The organism is Qipengyuania marincola (assembly GCF_029688625.1).
Lineage (GTDB): Bacteria > Pseudomonadota > Alphaproteobacteria > Sphingomonadales > Sphingomonadaceae > Qipengyuania.
The window spans coordinates 290,297-305,782 of the sequence record NZ_JARULC010000003.1 but is presented as its reverse complement, the minus strand read 5'-3'; the positions used below and the strand labels follow the sequence as shown (position 1 = coordinate 305,782).

General features: G+C 63.8%; 20 protein-coding genes. 15 read left to right on the top strand and 5 right to left on the bottom strand.

Annotated elements, in window-relative coordinates:
• Window positions 1–24: 24 nt before the first annotated feature.
• From lepB to pyrE, 5 genes are all read right to left on the bottom strand, one after another.
• Complete coding sequence (gene lepB, locus P8Q88_RS11405) at window positions 25–909, bottom strand: signal peptidase I (protein ID WP_278323955.1); 885 nt, start codon at window positions 907–909, stop codon at window positions 25–27.
• A complete protein-coding gene (acpS, locus tag P8Q88_RS11400) occupies window positions 906–1,307 on the bottom strand; it encodes a holo-ACP synthase (RefSeq protein ID WP_278323954.1) in 402 nt (133 codons plus the stop codon). Before acpS ends, lepB begins: the two co-directional genes overlap by 4 nt.
• 134 nt (window positions 1,308–1,441) lie before the next feature.
• On the bottom strand, window positions 1,442–2,197 hold the full coding sequence (locus P8Q88_RS11395; RefSeq protein ID WP_278323953.1) for a pyridoxine 5'-phosphate synthase: 756 nt from the start codon (window positions 2,195–2,197) through the stop codon (window positions 1,442–1,444).
• Window positions 2,194–3,273, bottom strand: coding sequence for a serine hydrolase domain-containing protein (locus P8Q88_RS11390; RefSeq protein WP_278323952.1), 1,080 nt, complete (start codon window positions 3,271–3,273; stop codon window positions 2,194–2,196). Before P8Q88_RS11390 ends, P8Q88_RS11395 begins: the two co-directional genes overlap by 4 nt.
• A complete protein-coding gene (gene pyrE, locus P8Q88_RS11385) occupies window positions 3,273–3,854 on the bottom strand; it encodes an orotate phosphoribosyltransferase (protein WP_278323951.1) in 582 nt (193 codons plus the stop codon). Before pyrE ends, P8Q88_RS11390 begins: the two co-directional genes overlap by 1 nt.
• A 209-nt stretch (window positions 3,855–4,063) precedes the next feature.
• Between pyrE and coxB the strand changes: the two genes are divergently transcribed.
• The 15 genes from coxB to P8Q88_RS11315 all read left to right on the top strand — a co-directional run bounded on the left by coxB (window position 4,064) and on the right by P8Q88_RS11315 (window position 15,485).
• Entirely contained in the window at window positions 4,064–5,161 is a 1,098-nt protein-coding gene (gene coxB, locus P8Q88_RS11380) for a cytochrome c oxidase subunit II (protein ID WP_278323950.1), read from the top strand.
• Window positions 5,162–5,191: 30 nt separating this feature from the next.
• Window positions 5,192–6,910: a cytochrome c oxidase subunit I gene (ctaD, locus tag P8Q88_RS11375; protein ID WP_278323949.1), complete on the top strand. Its 1,719-nt coding sequence runs from the start codon at window positions 5,192–5,194 to the stop codon at window positions 6,908–6,910.
• A 77-nt stretch (window positions 6,911–6,987) separates the two neighbouring features.
• Window positions 6,988–7,959: an alpha/beta fold hydrolase gene (locus tag P8Q88_RS11370; protein WP_278323948.1), complete on the top strand. Its 972-nt coding sequence runs from the start codon at window positions 6,988–6,990 to the stop codon at window positions 7,957–7,959.
• 23 nt (window positions 7,960–7,982) lie between these two features.
• The gene (locus P8Q88_RS11365; protein WP_278323947.1) at window positions 7,983–8,900 is read left to right on the top strand and encodes a heme o synthase; all 918 of its coding nucleotides are present in this window, start codon (window positions 7,983–7,985) and stop codon (window positions 8,898–8,900) included.
• Window positions 8,897–9,016, top strand: coding sequence for a cytochrome c oxidase system small membrane protein (locus tag P8Q88_RS15100; protein WP_512700434.1), 120 nt, complete (start codon window positions 8,897–8,899; stop codon window positions 9,014–9,016). Before P8Q88_RS11365 ends, P8Q88_RS15100 begins: the two co-directional genes overlap by 4 nt.
• A gap of 7 nt (window positions 9,017–9,023) precedes the next feature.
• Window positions 9,024–9,596, top strand: a complete 573-nt coding sequence (locus P8Q88_RS11360; protein ID WP_278323946.1) for a cytochrome c oxidase assembly protein — start codon at window positions 9,024–9,026, stop codon at window positions 9,594–9,596.
• 68 nt (window positions 9,597–9,664) lie between these two features.
• Window positions 9,665–10,486: a cytochrome c oxidase subunit 3 gene (locus tag P8Q88_RS11355; RefSeq protein WP_278323945.1), complete on the top strand. Its 822-nt coding sequence runs from the start codon at window positions 9,665–9,667 to the stop codon at window positions 10,484–10,486.
• Between the two features lie 78 nt (window positions 10,487–10,564).
• A complete protein-coding gene (locus tag P8Q88_RS11350; RefSeq protein WP_278323944.1) occupies window positions 10,565–11,200 on the top strand; it encodes an SURF1 family cytochrome oxidase biogenesis protein in 636 nt (211 codons plus the stop codon).
• 50 nt (window positions 11,201–11,250) lie between these two features.
• The gene (gene thrC, locus P8Q88_RS11345; protein WP_278323943.1) at window positions 11,251–12,642 is read left to right on the top strand and encodes a threonine synthase; all 1,392 of its coding nucleotides are present in this window, start codon (window positions 11,251–11,253) and stop codon (window positions 12,640–12,642) included.
• Entirely contained in the window at window positions 12,642–13,532 is an 891-nt protein-coding gene (locus P8Q88_RS11340) for a class I SAM-dependent methyltransferase (protein WP_278323942.1), read from the top strand. The genes thrC and P8Q88_RS11340 overlap by 1 nt, the downstream gene beginning before the upstream one ends.
• A 67-nt stretch (window positions 13,533–13,599) precedes the next feature.
• Window positions 13,600–13,974, top strand: a complete 375-nt coding sequence (locus P8Q88_RS11335) for a dihydroneopterin aldolase (protein ID WP_278323941.1) — start codon at window positions 13,600–13,602, stop codon at window positions 13,972–13,974.
• Window positions 13,971–14,270 carry a Rossmann fold domain-containing protein gene (locus P8Q88_RS11330; protein ID WP_278323940.1) on the top strand — a complete coding sequence of 100 codons (300 nt, stop codon included), beginning with the start codon at window positions 13,971–13,973 and terminating at the stop codon, window positions 14,268–14,270. Before P8Q88_RS11335 ends, P8Q88_RS11330 begins: the two co-directional genes overlap by 4 nt.
• Window positions 14,271–14,273: 3 nt before the next feature.
• Complete coding sequence (locus tag P8Q88_RS11325; RefSeq protein ID WP_278323939.1) at window positions 14,274–14,516, top strand: MoaD/ThiS family protein; 243 nt, start codon at window positions 14,274–14,276, stop codon at window positions 14,514–14,516.
• Window positions 14,517–14,562: 46 nt separating this feature from the next.
• The gene (locus tag P8Q88_RS11320) at window positions 14,563–14,976 is read left to right on the top strand and encodes a molybdenum cofactor biosynthesis protein MoaE (protein ID WP_278323938.1); all 414 of its coding nucleotides are present in this window, start codon (window positions 14,563–14,565) and stop codon (window positions 14,974–14,976) included.
• 77 nt (window positions 14,977–15,053) lie between these two features.
• On the top strand, window positions 15,054–15,485 hold the full coding sequence (locus tag P8Q88_RS11315; protein ID WP_278323937.1) for a hypothetical protein: 432 nt from the start codon (window positions 15,054–15,056) through the stop codon (window positions 15,483–15,485).
• Window position 15,486: the final 1 nt, after the last annotated feature.

Genomic DNA, 15,486 nt, shown 5'->3' with positions numbered 1-15,486 from the left:
CTTGCCCCCCTCGCTATCGGACGATTAGCGCGCGGCGGCCGTGTTTCGTTCCACGACTGCCGGCCGCAGGGTTGTCCAGGCACGGCCCTCGCGCAGGCTGGTCCACCAGGTCACCGGGTTCAGCGTCGTGGTCCCGTCGAGCGAGAAAGTGATGAATTCGGCACGCCCGCCGACATTTTCCAGCGGCACCGGACCCATCAGTCCGCGCGAACTGGAAAGCTCGCGGCTGTCGGAGGAATGATCGCGATTGTCGCCCATCACGAAGACCTCGCCTTCCGGCACGGTAATCTCGGGGAAGTTGTCGAGCGGGCTGCGCGTGTGATCGATGACGAGATAGGTCGCGCCATTGGGCAGCGTTTCGCGCAACACCGGGACGCGGCAGACCTGCTGGCCATCGTCGTCGGTTGCGCGGAAATTGTCGAAATCGAAGCCGTCGCAGCGCGAATTCCCGTCGAGCGGGAGGTCGAGAGCAGGTTCCACGCGCTGTTCGATCGGCGTTCCGTTCAGCACGATCTGGCCGTTTCTCACCGCGATCCGGTCACCGGGCAGGGCGACGACACGCTTGATGTAATCCTCGTCGCGTTCCGGGTGAACGGGGATGACGATGTCGCCATATTCGGGAGTCGATGGGAACAGCCGCCAGTCGCCGCGCGGCGCGAGGTGGAAACTGATCGAGGACCAGCTCCAGCCATAGGGATACTTGCTGACGATCAGCCGGTCGCCCACGAGCAAATTGGGCATCATCGATTCGGACGGGATGTAGAACGGCTTGGCGATGAAGCTGTGGAACCCGACCACCGCGAGAAGCATCAGCGCGAGGCCGCGGATTTCTGCGATCCAATCGACTTTTTCGTCGCTCTTTTCGGACGTCTTGGCGATGTCGTTCACTGCCGGGCTGCCGGTGCTCATGCGGGGAGGGCCTCGATAATCACGTAGGCCTGTGCCCATGGATGGTCGTCGGTGAGGGTGAGATGAATGCGCGCCTCATGGCCGGATGGCAGCATTTCCGCAAGCCGGATTGCAGCGCCGCCGGTCAGGGCCAGCGTCGGGGCGCCGGACTTGGCATTCACTACGCCGATGTCCTTCATGAAGACGCCGCGCCGGAAGCCCGTGCCGACCGCCTTGGAGAACGCCTCCTTGGCCGCGAAGCGCTTGGCATAGGTGCCGGCGATGGTGAAGGGCCGCCGCCGTGCCTTGGCCCGCTCGATTTCGGTGAAGACGCGGTTCTCGAAGCGTTCGCCGAAACGGTCGAGAGAGTTCTGGATTCGCTCGATATTGCAGAGGTCGGAGCCGAGACCGATGATCACGTTTTTCTCCTAAAGGTCGCGGTACCGGCCCACGCCCCCTCCCGGCCGCCCACGGCACGGTATCTTAAGGGTGGCCGGGAGGGGGCGTGGGCCGGTGCCGGGCGCAGCGACCAAAGGGAGCGAATAGACGCCATCTACCTCGCCTCATCCATCAGCTTACGCATCCGTCGCACGGCTTCTTCCAGCCCAACGAACACCGCCTCGCCGACAAGATAGTGCCCGATGTTCAGCTCGGCGAGCTCCGGAATGGCCGCGATCGGCTTCACATTCTCATAGGTCAGCCCGTGCCCCGCATGCGGTTCGATCCCGACACTACGCGCCGCGACGGACATCGCGGCGATCCGCTCGAGCTCGCGCGCCTCGCGCTCTGCATCGCCGTCGAGGCCCGCATGAGCGTACTCACCGGTATGGAATTCGACCACCGGCACGCCGAGGCGCTGCGCAGCTTCCAGCTGCCGCTCGTCCGCTTCGATGAACAGCGACACGCGGATGCCGTTGTCCTTCAGTTTCCACACGATCGGGGTCAGCGTGTTGTGCAGCCCGGCGGCGTCCAATCCGCCTTCAGTCGTACGCTCCTCGCGCTTTTCCGGGACGATGCAGGCGGCATGCGGCTTGTGGGCGAGGGCAATGTCGAGCATCTCCTCGGTCGCCGCCATTTCGAGATTGAGCGGCAGGTCGGTCGCGCTCTGGATGCGCCTGAGGTCGGCGTCGCGGATATGCCGCCGGTCCTCGCGCAAATGGGCCGTGATGCCGTCGCCGCCCACGCTCGCCACGATTTCTGCCGCGCGCACCGGGTCGGGATGGTCGCCGCCGCGCGCGTTGCGGATCGTAGCGACGTGATCGATATTCACGCCGAGGCGGAGTTTGCCGGAGCTTGAGGTATCGCTCATGTTGCATCTCCACACACGGCGGCAGACAGGATCTCGAACGAACGCCCCTGTTGCTGCCAGAGTTCGCCGAATTCGAAGCCGCCATCCTTTACGGCAAGCACGAGCGCCATGTCGTCCTCCGGAACGATGAAATTGCGCAGCTGATAGTCTCCGATGGCCCCGCGTCGTTCGACGATGCGTACCGGACCTGGACAACCGGAGAGCGGTACCTCATAGACCCATTGGCCCAGCGCCATGTAGCCCAGCGCCGGGTCGCTCTTCCACATTTCGGCCCTCGCTTCGGATGACAGCAGGCGGCCTTCCATAAGCGCGCGATCGAAGGCGATGATGGAATTCACAGTCCCGATCATGCCGCCGGAAGCGCCATAGCGAGAGACATCGTACGGATAATTGGCGTCGCTGCGAGCAAGGCTGCGCGGACGGCGGCTGGCCAGCATGGGCCCGTCGACCCCGGCAGAGCGCAGCCGCTCGCCGATCAGCGCGCGGATCGGCCTGCCAGTGACAGACTCCAGCACCGCCCCGAGCACGATGTAGTCGCAATTGTTGTAGGTCCAGCCTTCGACCGGTGACGCGTCGCGTTGATCGAGACAAAAATCGAGTCCGCTTGGCCCATCCGAGTAGAAGTCGGGCACGCCGTTTACATCCTTCGGGCTCTCGTCGGGATTGCGCAGACCCGAACGATGCTGAAGCAAGTCACGGATCGTGGGGGCGGGAAGATCACCTGCAGGCGGGAAGGGCAGATATGCGATCGCCGGGGCGTCGAGCGCGAGCGTGCCGCGCTCCACCTCCTGCATGGTCAGCGTCGCCACGACCTGTTTGGTGATGGAGGCCCACGGCCAGGTAGTATTTTCGCAGTCCGGCGCGCTGCGAACCCAATAGGTCATGCCGTCGCGATATAGCTGGACTTCGCCGGGGAAATCCTCGCCAATGGCCTCGTCGAGCCCGGCATAGAAGGGCGGGAGCGCGGGTTCCGCGGCACCGTCGTCCAACATCACCACAGGTTGCAGGGCACAGGCCATCGCCTGGCTGGCGAGGCTCATCCACGCGAGCGACAGGAGAGCGGCGAAAAATCGCATCAAGCGGCGCGGCTACCCGGCTTGGTCACGGGAATGGCAGCGAGGTCTTCAGGCACTTCGTCCTCCGCATAGCTGGGAAAGGTGATGTCGATTAGCGGGAAGAAGGGCACGCCGAGATCGGCGGACCCGTCACTGCGGTCGACCAGCGCGCATTCGGCAATGACTTCGCCGCCCTCGCGCGCCACGGCAGCGATGGCCTCGCGGCTGGAAAGGCCGGTGGTCACTACGTCTTCCACCATCAGCACCTTGGCGCCCGGTTCGAGCCGGAAGCCGCGGCGCAGATGAAATTCGCCGTCGGGCCGTTCGAGGAACAGCGCGTCCTTGCCCAGGGCGCGCCCCATCTCGTGGCCGATGATGATTCCGCCCATGGCCGGGCTGACCACGACATCGATCGCGGAGCGAACCTCGCGCGGGATTTTCTGCGTGAGCGCCAGCGCAAGCCGACCGGCGCGTTCGGGGTTCATGAGTACGCGGGCGCATTGCAGGTAGTGGCCGCTGTGCCGTCCGCTGCTGAGTTTGAAATGGCCTTCCAGCAAGGCTTCGCTGGCGCGGAATTCGGCGAGGATTTCTTCGTCTGTCATACGGCGCTGGCACAAAGCGGTTTGCGTTCGATTGCGCAAGAGGCAAACGCTGGTGCATATTTTTGTCGGCAACGCGCTTGAGGCATCGGGTTTCCATGCCTATAGGCGTCCCAAATCCCGCCCTTTCTCGGCTTTGAGAATGTTGGGCGGCCGATTCTCGATGGCCTGCTGGCCGAGCTGATAACGAGACACGAAAGAGCGTCCAGACGATGAATTTTCCTGGCTTCTTCAAGGGTTTGAACCGCACGTTCGCGAGTCTGGCGATGGCCGGCATGCTGGCAGCCGCACCGCAGGCGGTGACCGCGCAGGAAGCGTTGACGCAGGACGATCTGGTCGCGCCCGTGCCCGAAGCGACACCCGCGCAGGCGCTGGACGGTGTCGATCCGGCTCAGGCGGCGGACGTGGCCGATCCCGACGCAGTGGCCGCGGGCAGCGATGCCTACACGCCGATGGCGCCGACCGAAGGCAAGGGCATGCCGGTCCAGGGTGGCTGGGACGTGCAGCCGCAATTCTCGCCGACCGGCGAATATGCCAGCGGCCTGCATGTCGGGCTTATCTGGGTCATGGTGGCGATCAGCCTCTTTGTTCTTGCGCTGATGCTCTATGTGGTCATCCGGTTCCGCAAGAAGGCCAATCCCGTCCCCTCCAAGACCAGCCACAACACCACCATCGAAGTCATCTGGACTGTCGTTCCGGCGCTGATCCTGCTCGGCATCGCGATCCCGTCGATCACTCTCATCGCCAAGCAGTATGAGACGCCGCCGAAGGATGCCATCACTGTCAAGGCGATCGGCTACCAGTGGTATTGGGGCTATGCCTATCCCGACAACGGCGACTTCGAGATCGTTTCCAACATGCTCGACGACGCCGAAGCGCGCGAGCGGGGCGAGCCCTATCAGCTGGCGGTCGACAATCGCATGGTCGTGCCGGTCGGCGTTCCGATCCGCCTGCAGACCACCGCTGCCGACGTGATCCACTCTTTCGCCGTGCCGAGCCTGTGGTTCAAGCTCGATGCCGTGCCGGGCCGCCTCAACGAGAAGATGCTGACCATCAACGAGCCGGGCGTGTATTACGGCCAGTGTTCTGAGCTGTGCGGTGCACGCCACGGTTACATGCCGATCGCGATCGAGGCATTGCCGATGGACCAGTTCAATGCATGGGTTCGCGCACAGGGCGGCACCGTGGCTGGAGAGGAAGACGCGGGGATCGACACCGATCCGTCGCTGCCGCCGACCCAGGAACCTGAAAGCGCGGTCCCGGGTGCCCCCGGCGCCGGCGCGCCGCCGGTCGAAAATCCGGCTGCCTAAGAAATACGAAAGACGCGAGAGACAAGCACGATGGCCACTACTGCAGACAGCTTCCAGGCCCACCACGAGGACCACGCGCATGATCATGCCGATCATAAGCCGGGGTTCTTCGCGCGCTGGTTCATGTCCACCAACCACAAGGACATCGGCACGCTCTACCTGATCTTCGCGATCGTCGCCGGTATCGTCGGCGGTGCGATCTCGGGCATCATGCGCGCCGAGCTGCACGAACCTGGCATCCAGTATCTGCAGTTTTGGGCCGAATTCATGGGCGGCACGCCAGATTTCGACACCTCGCTGCACATGTGGAACGTGTTCATCACCGCTCACGGCTTGATCATGGTCTTCTTCATGGTCATGCCCGCGATGATCGGTGGCTTCGGCAACTGGTTCGTGCCGCTGATGATCGGCGCGCCGGACATGGCGTTCCCGCGCATGAACAACATCTCGTTCTGGCTGACGGTGGCCGGCTTCGTCTCGCTGCTCTTCTCGCTCTTCGTGCCGGGCGGTACGGGTCCGGGCGCAGGCGTCGGCTGGACGGTCTATGCCCCGCTGTCGACCTCCGGGTCGCAGGGTCCGGCGGTCGATTTCGCGATCTTCTCGCTGCACCTTGCCGGTGCCGGCTCGATCCTGGGTGCGACCAATTTCATCACCACCATTTTCAACATGCGTGCGCCGGGCATGACCCTGCACAAGATGCCGCTGTTCGTGTGGTCGGTGCTGGTTACCGCCTTCCTGCTGCTGCTCGCGCTGCCGGTTCTTGCGGCCGCGATCACCATGCTGATCACCGACCGTAACTTCGGCACGACCTTCTTCGATCCGGCCGGCGGCGGCGATCCGGTCCTGTACCAGCATCTCTTCTGGTTCTTCGGTCACCCCGAAGTCTACATCATGATCCTGCCGGGCTTCGGCATGATCAGCCAGATCGTCGCGACCTTCAGCCGCAAGCCGGTCTTCGGCTATCTTGGCATGGCCTATGCCATGGTCGCGATCGGCGTGGTCGGTTTCGTCGTGTGGGCGCACCACATGTATACCGTCGGCCTCGACGTGAACACGAAGATGTATTTCACCGCGGCCACGATGGTAATTGCGGTGCCGACAGGCGTGAAGATCTTCAGCTGGATCGCCACGATGTGGGGCGGCTCTATCGAGTTCAAGAGCCCGATGGTCTGGGCGCTGGGCTTCATCTTCCTGTTCACTGTGGGCGGCGTGACCGGCGTCTACCTTGCCAATGGCGGCGTGGACGACGTGGTGCACGACACCTATTTCGTGGTCGCGCACTTCCACTACGTGCTCTCGATGGGCGCGGTGTTCTCGATGTTCGCCGGCTTCTACTACTGGTTCCCGAAGATGAGCGGCCGCTGGCACAGCGAGTTGCTCGCGCATCTCCACTTCTGGGGCTTCTTCATCGGCGTGAACGTGATCTTCTTCCCGCAGCACTTCCTGGGCTGGCAGGGCATGCCGCGCCGCTATCCGGACTATGCGGAAGCCTACGCCTACTGGAACGAGATCAGCTCTTACGGCTACTACATCATGGCCGCCTCGATGGTGATCTTCTTCGTGAACCTCGCCTATGCCTTCACGGCCGGGCGTCGCGCGGAAGACAATTACTGGGGCGAGGGTGCGACGACGCTCGAATGGACTCTCTCGAGCCCGCCGCCGTTCCACCAGTTCAGCGAGCTGCCCGTGATCGAGGAGCACCACAGCCACCACGATCACATCAGCGATCCGAGGCCCGCAACCGCCTGAAGCGGGGGCTGACTGTACATGCAGCGGCCGGCCCCTTGGGGGTCGGCCGTTCGCATATCGGGTGAAGGAGCGTAGCCATGCCGGAGATGCGCACGGTCGATGTCGGCGAACTGACCCTGCGTTGCGCGATCGAGGGCCCCGCGCCGGGGACCGCGCCGCTCGCCATCATGGTGCATGGTTTTCCCGAGAGCTGGTATAGCTGGCGCCATCAGCTGGCCCCGGTCGCCGCGGCCGGTTTCACCGCCTGTGCTATCGACGTGCGCGGCTATGGCGGCTCGGACAAGCCCCACCCGGTCGAAGCTTATGCCATGGAGCGCATCGTCGGCGACCTCGTCGGCTTGAAGCAGGCACTCTCACCGGACCGGCCTGCGGTGCTCGTCGGGCACGACTGGGGGGCGCCGATCGTGTGGAACAGCGCGCTGACCCATCCTGACCAATTCCATGCCGTCGCGGGCCTTTCCGTCCCCTTCGCCGGGGTGCCCAATCGGCCCTTCACCGAGGTCTTCCGGGAACATTTCACCGATCAGGGCAAGTTCTTCTACCAGGAGTATTTCCAGGCCGAAGGCGTCGCCGAGGCCGAGGCCGAGCAGGACCCGCGCGATTTCGTGCAGCGCATGATGTATTCGATCAGCGGCGACGTGCCGCCTGGCGATTACTGGTCCAAACCCTATGGCGCGACCTTTCTCGAAGGCCTGCCCGACCCGCAGCCGGTCGCATGGCTCAGCGATACCGACCTCGATTTCTACGAGGCGGAGTTCCGGGCGTCGGGCTTTCGCGGGCCGCTCAACCGCTATCGCAACCACGAGCGCGATTACGAATGGCTGCGCCAATGGCAGGGGCAGCGCATCGAACAGCCCGCCCTCTTCATCGGTGGCACCCGCGATCCGGCCACCTACCTGTTCGGCGCGGTCGAGGATCCGGTGGCGCTGATGCGCATGGTCGCGCCGCAGGTCGAGGGCCACATTCTCGAGGGTGTCGGCCACTGGACCCAGCAGGAACGGCCCGAAGCGGTGAATCGCCTGCTGATCGACTGGCTAAAGCGGCTGTGAATGCCTATATGGCGCCCGATCCCATGACCCAGACCAAACCCATCCAGCTTCCCGCCGAGTGGCGCGACTTCTTCGCGCTGACCAAGCCGCGCGTCATGACGCTGGTGATTTTCACTGGCCTGTGCGGGCTGCTCGCCGCGCCGGGAAACATCAACCCTGTGCTCGGCTTCACGGCGATCCTGTGCATCGCCATGGGCGCGGGCGGCTCCGCGGTTCTTAACCAATGGTGGGAAGCCGATATCGACGGGGGCATGAAGCGCACTGCCAACCGGCCCCTGCCGACAGGACGCATGCGGCGTGAGGATGCGCGCGATTTCGGCATCCTGCTGTCGGTCGCATCGGTGCTGATCATGGGTGTTGCGGTGAACTGGCTTGCGGCGGTCATTCTTGCAGCGGCGATCGTCTATTATGTGGTAATTTATACCATCTGGCTGAAGCCGCGGACGCCGCAGAATATCGTGATTGGCGGCGGTGCGGGGGCCTTCCCGCCGATGATCGGCTGGGTCGCGGTTACGGGCGATATCACCCTGATGCCGGTGCTGCTCTTCACCATCATCTTCATGTGGACCCCGCCGCATTTCTGGGCGCTCGCCCTGTTCGTGAAGACCGATTACGAAAACGTCGGTATTCCGATGATGCCCAACGTCCGCGGCGAGACATCGACCCGGCGGCAAATCCTTGTGTATTCCATCATTCTAGTGCCCATCGCCGCCGCGCCGTGGTTCATCGGCGGGACCGGCGCGGTTTATGGCATTGCAGCGCTTGCACTCTCGCTTGCCTTCCTTGCGCTTTCCGTTCCCGTCGCCTTCCGGCAGACGGGTGACGCCGATAAGATGCGGCCGGAAAAGCGCCTGTTCGCCTTTTCGATCGTGTATCTTTTCGCCCTGTTCGCGGCTCTGGTCGTGGATCGGGTACTCGCCTATCAGGGACTTGTCGCATGACCCCCGAAGAAGAAACCGAATTCAAGCGCCGGCAGCAGAGCCGCAATCTCGTGCTCGGCGGCATCCTGCTGTTTTTCGCCGTGCTGTTCTACGTGATCACCATCGCCCGCATGTGAGGAGACCATGACCACCGCCACGCTCGAAACCCGCAAGACCCGCACAGCACTGCTGGCATTCGGCGGCGCGCTGGCCATGCTCGGCCTCGGCTATGCGGCTGTCCCGCTTTACGAACTGTTCTGCCAGGTAACCGGCTTTGGCGGGACTACCCAGCGCGCAAGCGAAAGCGACGCTGCCATTGCCGAACGGATGGGCGCAGCTGCCGGTGGCAAGACGATCTCGATCCGCTTCGACGGTTCGACGGCGCGCGACGTGCCGTGGAGCTTCAGGCCCGAACAGTCGACCGACACGGTCTCGATCGGCCAGCGCGACATGGCGATCTACCTCGCCAGCAATAATTCGGATCAGCCGATTACCGGCACTGCGACCTTCAATGTGGAGCCGGAACAGGCCGGGGCCTATTTCAACAAGATCCAGTGTTTCTGTTTTACCGAACAGACGCTCCAGCCGGGCGAGTCGGTGCGTATGCCGGTACTCTATTTCGTCGATCCGGCGGCCCTGGATGATCCGAACATGGACGGCGTCGAGCAGATCACCCTGTCCTACACTTTCCACCGGGCGATAGATTCCGCCGACTAGGGCCTAGACCCGCGCGGCATCGCGCTTTATGGGCTGCGGCACACGCGACTTACAGGACCAGAAGACCCATGGCTGGCAACGTCAATCACGAATATCACATTCTCGAACCCGATATCTGGCCGTTCCTCGGCTCGGTTTCGGCGCTTACCTTCACCAGCGGCATGGTGCTGTACATGCATGAAATGGCCAGCGCGCATCTCGTGCTCGGTCTCGGCATCGCGGGCCTGATCGCGACGTTCTTCGCGTGGTTTTCCAATATCGTGAAGGAAGCCGAACGCGGAGACCACACGCCGGTCGTGCAGCTGCACATGCGTTACGGCATGATCCTGTTCATCGCGTCGGAAGTGATGTTCTTCGTTGGCTGGTTCTGGAGCTGGTTCGATTTCGCCCTGTTCCCATCCGAGATTTCCGAAGTCATCGGCGGCCAGTTCCCGCCCAAGGCGATCGAAGCGGTCATCAACCCGTTCTCGCTGCCGCTGCTCAACACGCTGATCCTGCTGTGTTCGGGCACCACGGTGACGTGGGCGCACCACTCGCTGATCCACGGCGACCGGGAGGGCCTGAAGAAAGGCCTGTGGCTCACCGTCCTGCTGGGGGCGGTCTTCACGGCGATCCAGGCCTACGAATATGCGGCCGCGCCGTTCGAATTCGGCGGCAACACCTATAGCTCGGCCTTCTACATGGCGACCGGCTTCCACGGCTTCCACGTGCTGATCGGCACGATCTTCCTGATCGTCTGCCTCGTACGTACCTACAAGGGCCATTTCACTCCGCGCCAGCATTTCGGCTTCGAAGCGGCTGCGTGGTACTGGCACTTCGTCGACGTGGTGTGGTTGTTCCTTTTCGTCGTCGTTTACGTCTGGGGCGGCTGGGGCGCTGCCGTCCACTAATGTCCCCGGACAGGTTGGAATAACAGGAGGGGCAGCCCGGTCTCGGCCAGGCTGCCCCTCTCGTATCCGGCGAAAGACATGACGATCAGGACCATTCCCATCATTCCCACGATCATCGTCGCGGCCGCGATCGCGACGATGATCGCGCTCGGCTTCTGGCAGCTCGACCGCGCGGCGGAACGCGACCAGCTGAAACAATCCATGATCGATCGCCCTTCCATGCCGGTCGCGGACTATCCGTTCAGCGATCCCCAGAGCGAGGCTTTGCTCTATCGCCGGCTGAGCGCGACCTGTGCCGAAGTTGTCGACATGCAGGTTGTCGGCGGTCGGGATGCTTCTGGCCGGACGGGCTGGAAACAGATCGCGACCTGCCGTTCGCCTTCAGGTCGTCCATTCAAGGCTCAGATCGGGGTGGCCGAACGGCCCGAAGCGGTGGCGCAATGGTCAGGCGGAGAGGTCGAGGGCGTTGCAGTTCTCGCACCGGATGAACGCGGCTTCTGGGAGCGGCTGACGTTCCAGGCTCCGGAACGCCCGCTGATGATCATTGCCGAAACGCCTAGGGCAGGGCTTCTTCCGTCCCAGCAATCCCGGCCCGAGGATTATGAGAACACGTCCTGGGGCTATGCCGGTCAATGGTTCCTCTTCGCGCTGACGGCGCTGGTCATTTACGTCCTGGTGCTTCGACGCCGGGGCAGGGACGCTAAAGCAGGCTAAAGGCCGCCTTGCTTGCCCCTCTGCGCCGCCCCCGCTAACCGCCGTTGCCGATGAAATATGTTTCAACCCGTGGCAGCGCGCCCGCGCTCGATTTCGCCGAAGTCACGCTGGCTGGGCTCGCTTCGGATGGCGGCCTCTACGTGCCGGAGGAGTGGCCGCAGTTCACGGCCGAAGAGATCCGTGCCATGCGCGGCCTGCCCTATGCCGAACTTGCGGCGCGGGTCATGCAGCCCTTCGTCGGCGACAGCCTGGCGCCGGACCGCCTGCGCGAACTGACCGAGGAGGCCTATGGCCGCTTCGCGCACAAGGCCGTCACGCCGCTGGTGCAACTGGATGAGCGCCAGTGGCTGCTCGAGCTGTTCCATGGCCCGACGCTGGCCTTCAAGGACGTGGCGCTTCAACTGCTGGGCTTGCTGTTCGAGGAATTTCTTGCCCGCGAGGACAGTCGCCTGACGATCGTGGGCGCCACCAGCGGGGATACCGGCAGCGCGGCCATCGATGCCGTGGCCGGGCGCGACAATGTCGAGATATTCATGCTTCACCCGAAAGGTCGGGTGAGCGACGTGCAGCGCCGCCAAATGACCACGGTTCGCGCGCCCAATGTGCACAATATCGCGATCGAAGGCAGCTTCGACGATGCGCAGGCCATGGTGAAGCGCATCTTCGCCGACGAGAGCGTCACCGCGCGGCATCGCATCGGCGCGGTCAATTCGATCAACTGGGCGCGACTGATGGCGCAGGTCGTCTATTACTTTGCGGCCTCGCTCCAACTGGGCGGTCCGGATCGCGAGCTTGCCTTCAGCGTTCCGACCGGCAATTTCGGTGATGTCTTCGCCGGCCATGTCGCCGCGCGCATGGGGTTGCCGATCGCCAGGCTGATCGTCGCCACCAACGTGAACGACATCCTCCACCGCGCGCTCGGCAACGGCGATTATTCCGCCGGGACGGTCACCCCGACCACCGCGCCGAGCATGGACATTCAGGTCAGCTCCAATTTCGAACGACTGCTGTTCGATGTCGGTGGGCGCGATGGCGCGGCGCTGGCCGACCAGATGCGCGGCTTCGAGGCAAGCCGGGCGATGATGCTCAGCAACGCCCAGCGCGATGGTGCGGCGGGCCTTTTCACCAGCATGCGAGTGGACGAGGACGAGACCGCGCGCTCGATCCGCGAGGCTTATGAGAATTGGGGCGAGGTAATCGATCCGCACACGGCTATCGGCCTCCACGCGGCGCGGCACGCCGACCTCGCGGCGCAGGTCCCGGTCGTGACTCTCGCCACGGCTCACGCCGCGAAATTCAGCGATGCGGTCGAACGCGCCACGGGCCTGCGCCCGTCGCTGCCCAGTCGCGTCGGCGATCTCTTCGCGCGTGAAGAGGCCTATACCGAGCTTCCCGGCACCTATGAGGCGGTGCGCGATTTCATCCTCGAAACCGCCGACTGATGGCGGATTTGCTGCGCGATCCAGTGCTGATGGTGGGCGAGGGTTGGGATGCCTATCGCCTGCTCGACAGCGGCCATGGCCGCAAGTTCGAGGAGTACGGGGCCTATCGCTTCATCCGTCCCGAACCGCAGGCCATGTGGGCTCCGCGCCTCAGTGAATGGGATGCTCACGGCGAATTCGTCCCCGGCAGCGACGAGGACGGCGGCGGACGCTGGCAATACGCCAGGCCGGTGCCGGATGATGGCTGGGAACTGGCCTGGGGCGAGGAAGCGCGTTTCACCGCGCAGTGCACGCCCTTCCGCCACCTCGGCTTTTTCCCCGACATGGCGCCCGTGTGGGACTGGATGGGCGCGCAGCTCGCAGGCCGTAGCAATGCGGAGACGATGAACCTGTTCGGCTATACTGGCGTAGGCACGCAGGCCTTGAGCCGTTTCGGGCGCGTCACTCATGTTGATGCGAGCAAGAAGTCGGTGGCGCGGGCGCGCGAGAATGCCGCTTTGGCGGGTCTCGACGATCGCCCGATCCGCTGGCTGGTCGAAGATGCCATGAAATATACTGCGCGCGAGGTGCGGCGCGGACGGCGCTACGACGGGATCATCCTCGATCCGCCCAAATTCGGCCGCGGGCCGGACGGCGAGGTCTGGAGGCTCGAGCAAGGACTGCCCGATCTGGTTTCGGATTGCCGCCAGCTTCTCGATGCCGAGAGCAGCTTCCTGTTTCTCACCGTCTACGCCGTGCGGATGAGCAGTCTCGCGCTGGGCGGTTTGCTCGCGGAGGTATTCGCCGACCTCCCCGGGACGATCGAACATGGCGACCTCGCCGTGCAGGAGGATGTGTCGGGGCGTCTGCTTCCCACTGCCATTTTCGCGCGCTGGTCCAATCCGCGCTGATGGCGTCGCCTCGCTCTGACCGAAAAGCGGTGCCCATTCCCAGGCGCGATGCTCTAAGGGACCGCCGATGAATGATTCGCTGATCCTCGAAGTCGCCGATTTCGAACATGACGTGCTCACCGGCATTTATTCGGAGGAGACGGGCAAGCCGCAGCCGCTGCGTTTTTCCATCACCGTGCGGATAAAGCCGCTGCACCGCTATGATCCGGACACGTCGCTGGACGATTCGAAGAATTACATGGACCTGAAGTTCGCCGCTTCCGAAGCTTTGCCCCAACGCGTGCATTTCAAGCTGATCGAGGCGGTCGCGGATCATGTGTGCGAGACGCTGTTCCTGCAGGACCGGCGCGTCGAGGCGGTGACGGTCAAGATCGTCAAGCTCGCCATTGCCGAGGCGGGCGAGAAGATCGGCATCACGCTTCATCGCGAGCGTCGCGAATGAAGCGTATCTCGGTGGATGATCTCCCCGCCGATCCTCTGGCGGCGGCCGGATTGTTCCACCAGCACTGGCTCGCCCATGTCGAGCACCAGCTCGAAGCTGGCGAGGATCTGCTCATCACCGTGCCCAGCGCCGATTACACCCATCGCGAATGGCGCCGCGCCGTGACCGCCGGGCTTGCCCGCAAACATGCGCCGCGACGGGTCAATATGGTCGCAGGCGAGGGCCCGGCAATCGATGCGACCGAAGCCTACCTCGCCCGAGCCCCCGGCGTGACCGGGCAGTATCTGGAGACTTGAGAAATGGCGGTGCGTATCCTGTTGCTCGGGCCATTGCGTGACCTGGCAGAACGTCAGGAGATAAAGACGAATGGCCCGCTAGACTGGCCTGGTCTGCTGGAAGCAGTCGGGCCGCAGGTAGCGGCGCAATTGGCCGACGAGAAAGTGAATGTCGCATGTGCGGGCAAAGTGCTGGCCGACAGGACCAGCCTCGTTGCGCAGGATGGCGAGGAAGTCGCATTGCTGCCTCCGGTGAGCGGTGGCTAGGCTCTCTCTTGCATCCCCGCTCGATGTCCGGCTGTTCGAGACAGGCATGTCGGTCGGGGAGGCCCTGGCGGCGTTCAATGCCGCGCATGGCGAGGCGGGCGGGATCGCAAGCTTCCTCGGCAAGGTGAGACCCGATGGCGGCGTACGCGCGCTCGAGCTGACGCACTACGAGCCGCTCACACTGCGTGGCATGGAGGAGCTGGCTGAGGCCGCCAGCGCCCGTTTCGCTCTCGACGGAGCGCTGGTCTGGCACAGGATCGGCACCATGCGGCCCGGCGAACCGATCGTGCTTGTCGCGACGGCCGCGCGGCATCGCCGCAACGCCTTTGCAGGGGTCGACTTCCTGATGGATCATCTCAAGAGTGCCACGTGGCTGTGGAAGCGCGAGCGACGCGTGGATGGCTGGCACTGGATCGCGCCGCGCCCCGAAGATCTCACCGATCTGGAACGCTGGAAATAATCTGCAAAAGTTGATCCAGATCAAGGAACGGGCTCTCGTCCGTCGGCACAAGGCTCCCATCAAAAGGAGCAAGCAGCATGTCGAAGAATCTCCCCCGCGAACTCATTGCCGACACCGCCATCGTCCACGATCGCCTCGCGCCGCAGCGCACTGTTGTTGATCGCACGTTCGAATTGCCGCGGCCGCTCTACGTCGCGACGGTGGGCCTCTATCTCGGTTTCCTCGCTGTCATGGCCACCGGCCTCTCGACGCCGGGCCTGGCGATTCCCATGGCGATCTTCGCGATCTTCATTGTTGCGGGTTTCGGACTGCCACTTGTCTGGACGCGGCTTGCGCCCGAAAGCGGCCAGCGCAACCTGCGCTGGACGGAACTCAAGCGGCGCGGCATCGCAACCCACACAGGGCGCGTCAATGCCAGGGACGCTTCCGTCCAGGTGCTTATCCTACCCGTGCTGATCTTCTGCTGGGGCCTGACCGTCGTCACGATCGTGGGGAGCGTGACTGGCTGAC

What these genes read in the sequence shown, in the direction of transcription:
- lepB (WP_278323955.1), bottom strand. Translation starts at nt 909, where the DNA reads ATGAGCACCGGCAGCCCGGCAGTGAACGACATCGCCAAGACGTCCGAA.
- P8Q88_RS11365 (WP_278323947.1), top strand. Translation starts at nt 7,983, where the DNA reads ATGACCCAGACCAAACCCATCCAGCTTCCCGCCGAGTGGCGCGACTTC.
- thrC (WP_278323943.1), top strand. Translation starts at nt 11,251, where the DNA reads ATGAAATATGTTTCAACCCGTGGCAGCGCGCCCGCGCTCGATTTCGCC.
- P8Q88_RS11350 (WP_278323944.1), top strand. Translation starts at nt 10,565, where the DNA reads ATGACGATCAGGACCATTCCCATCATTCCCACGATCATCGTCGCGGCC.
- P8Q88_RS11370 (WP_278323948.1), top strand. Translation starts at nt 6,988, where the DNA reads ATGCCGGAGATGCGCACGGTCGATGTCGGCGAACTGACCCTGCGTTGC.
- P8Q88_RS11355 (WP_278323945.1), top strand. Translation starts at nt 9,665, where the DNA reads ATGGCTGGCAACGTCAATCACGAATATCACATTCTCGAACCCGATATC.
- P8Q88_RS11335 (WP_278323941.1), top strand. Translation starts at nt 13,600, where the DNA reads ATGAATGATTCGCTGATCCTCGAAGTCGCCGATTTCGAACATGACGTG.
- coxB (WP_278323950.1), top strand. Translation starts at nt 4,064, where the DNA reads ATGAATTTTCCTGGCTTCTTCAAGGGTTTGAACCGCACGTTCGCGAGT.
- P8Q88_RS11360 (WP_278323946.1), top strand. Translation starts at nt 9,024, where the DNA reads ATGACCACCGCCACGCTCGAAACCCGCAAGACCCGCACAGCACTGCTG.
- P8Q88_RS11330 (WP_278323940.1), top strand. Translation starts at nt 13,971, where the DNA reads ATGAAGCGTATCTCGGTGGATGATCTCCCCGCCGATCCTCTGGCGGCG.
- P8Q88_RS11340 (WP_278323942.1), top strand. Translation starts at nt 12,642, where the DNA reads ATGGCGGATTTGCTGCGCGATCCAGTGCTGATGGTGGGCGAGGGTTGG.
- P8Q88_RS11325 (WP_278323939.1), top strand. Translation starts at nt 14,274, where the DNA reads ATGGCGGTGCGTATCCTGTTGCTCGGGCCATTGCGTGACCTGGCAGAA.
- P8Q88_RS11320 (WP_278323938.1), top strand. Translation starts at nt 14,563, where the DNA reads ATGTCGGTCGGGGAGGCCCTGGCGGCGTTCAATGCCGCGCATGGCGAG.
- P8Q88_RS15100 (WP_512700434.1), top strand. Translation starts at nt 8,897, where the DNA reads ATGACCCCCGAAGAAGAAACCGAATTCAAGCGCCGGCAGCAGAGCCGC.
- P8Q88_RS11395 (WP_278323953.1), bottom strand. Translation starts at nt 2,197, where the DNA reads ATGAGCGATACCTCAAGCTCCGGCAAACTCCGCCTCGGCGTGAATATC.
- P8Q88_RS11390 (WP_278323952.1), bottom strand. Translation starts at nt 3,273, where the DNA reads ATGCGATTTTTCGCCGCTCTCCTGTCGCTCGCGTGGATGAGCCTCGCC.
- ctaD (WP_278323949.1), top strand. Translation starts at nt 5,192, where the DNA reads ATGGCCACTACTGCAGACAGCTTCCAGGCCCACCACGAGGACCACGCG.
- P8Q88_RS11315 (WP_278323937.1), top strand. Translation starts at nt 15,054, where the DNA reads ATGTCGAAGAATCTCCCCCGCGAACTCATTGCCGACACCGCCATCGTC.
- pyrE (WP_278323951.1), bottom strand. Translation starts at nt 3,854, where the DNA reads ATGACAGACGAAGAAATCCTCGCCGAATTCCGCGCCAGCGAAGCCTTG.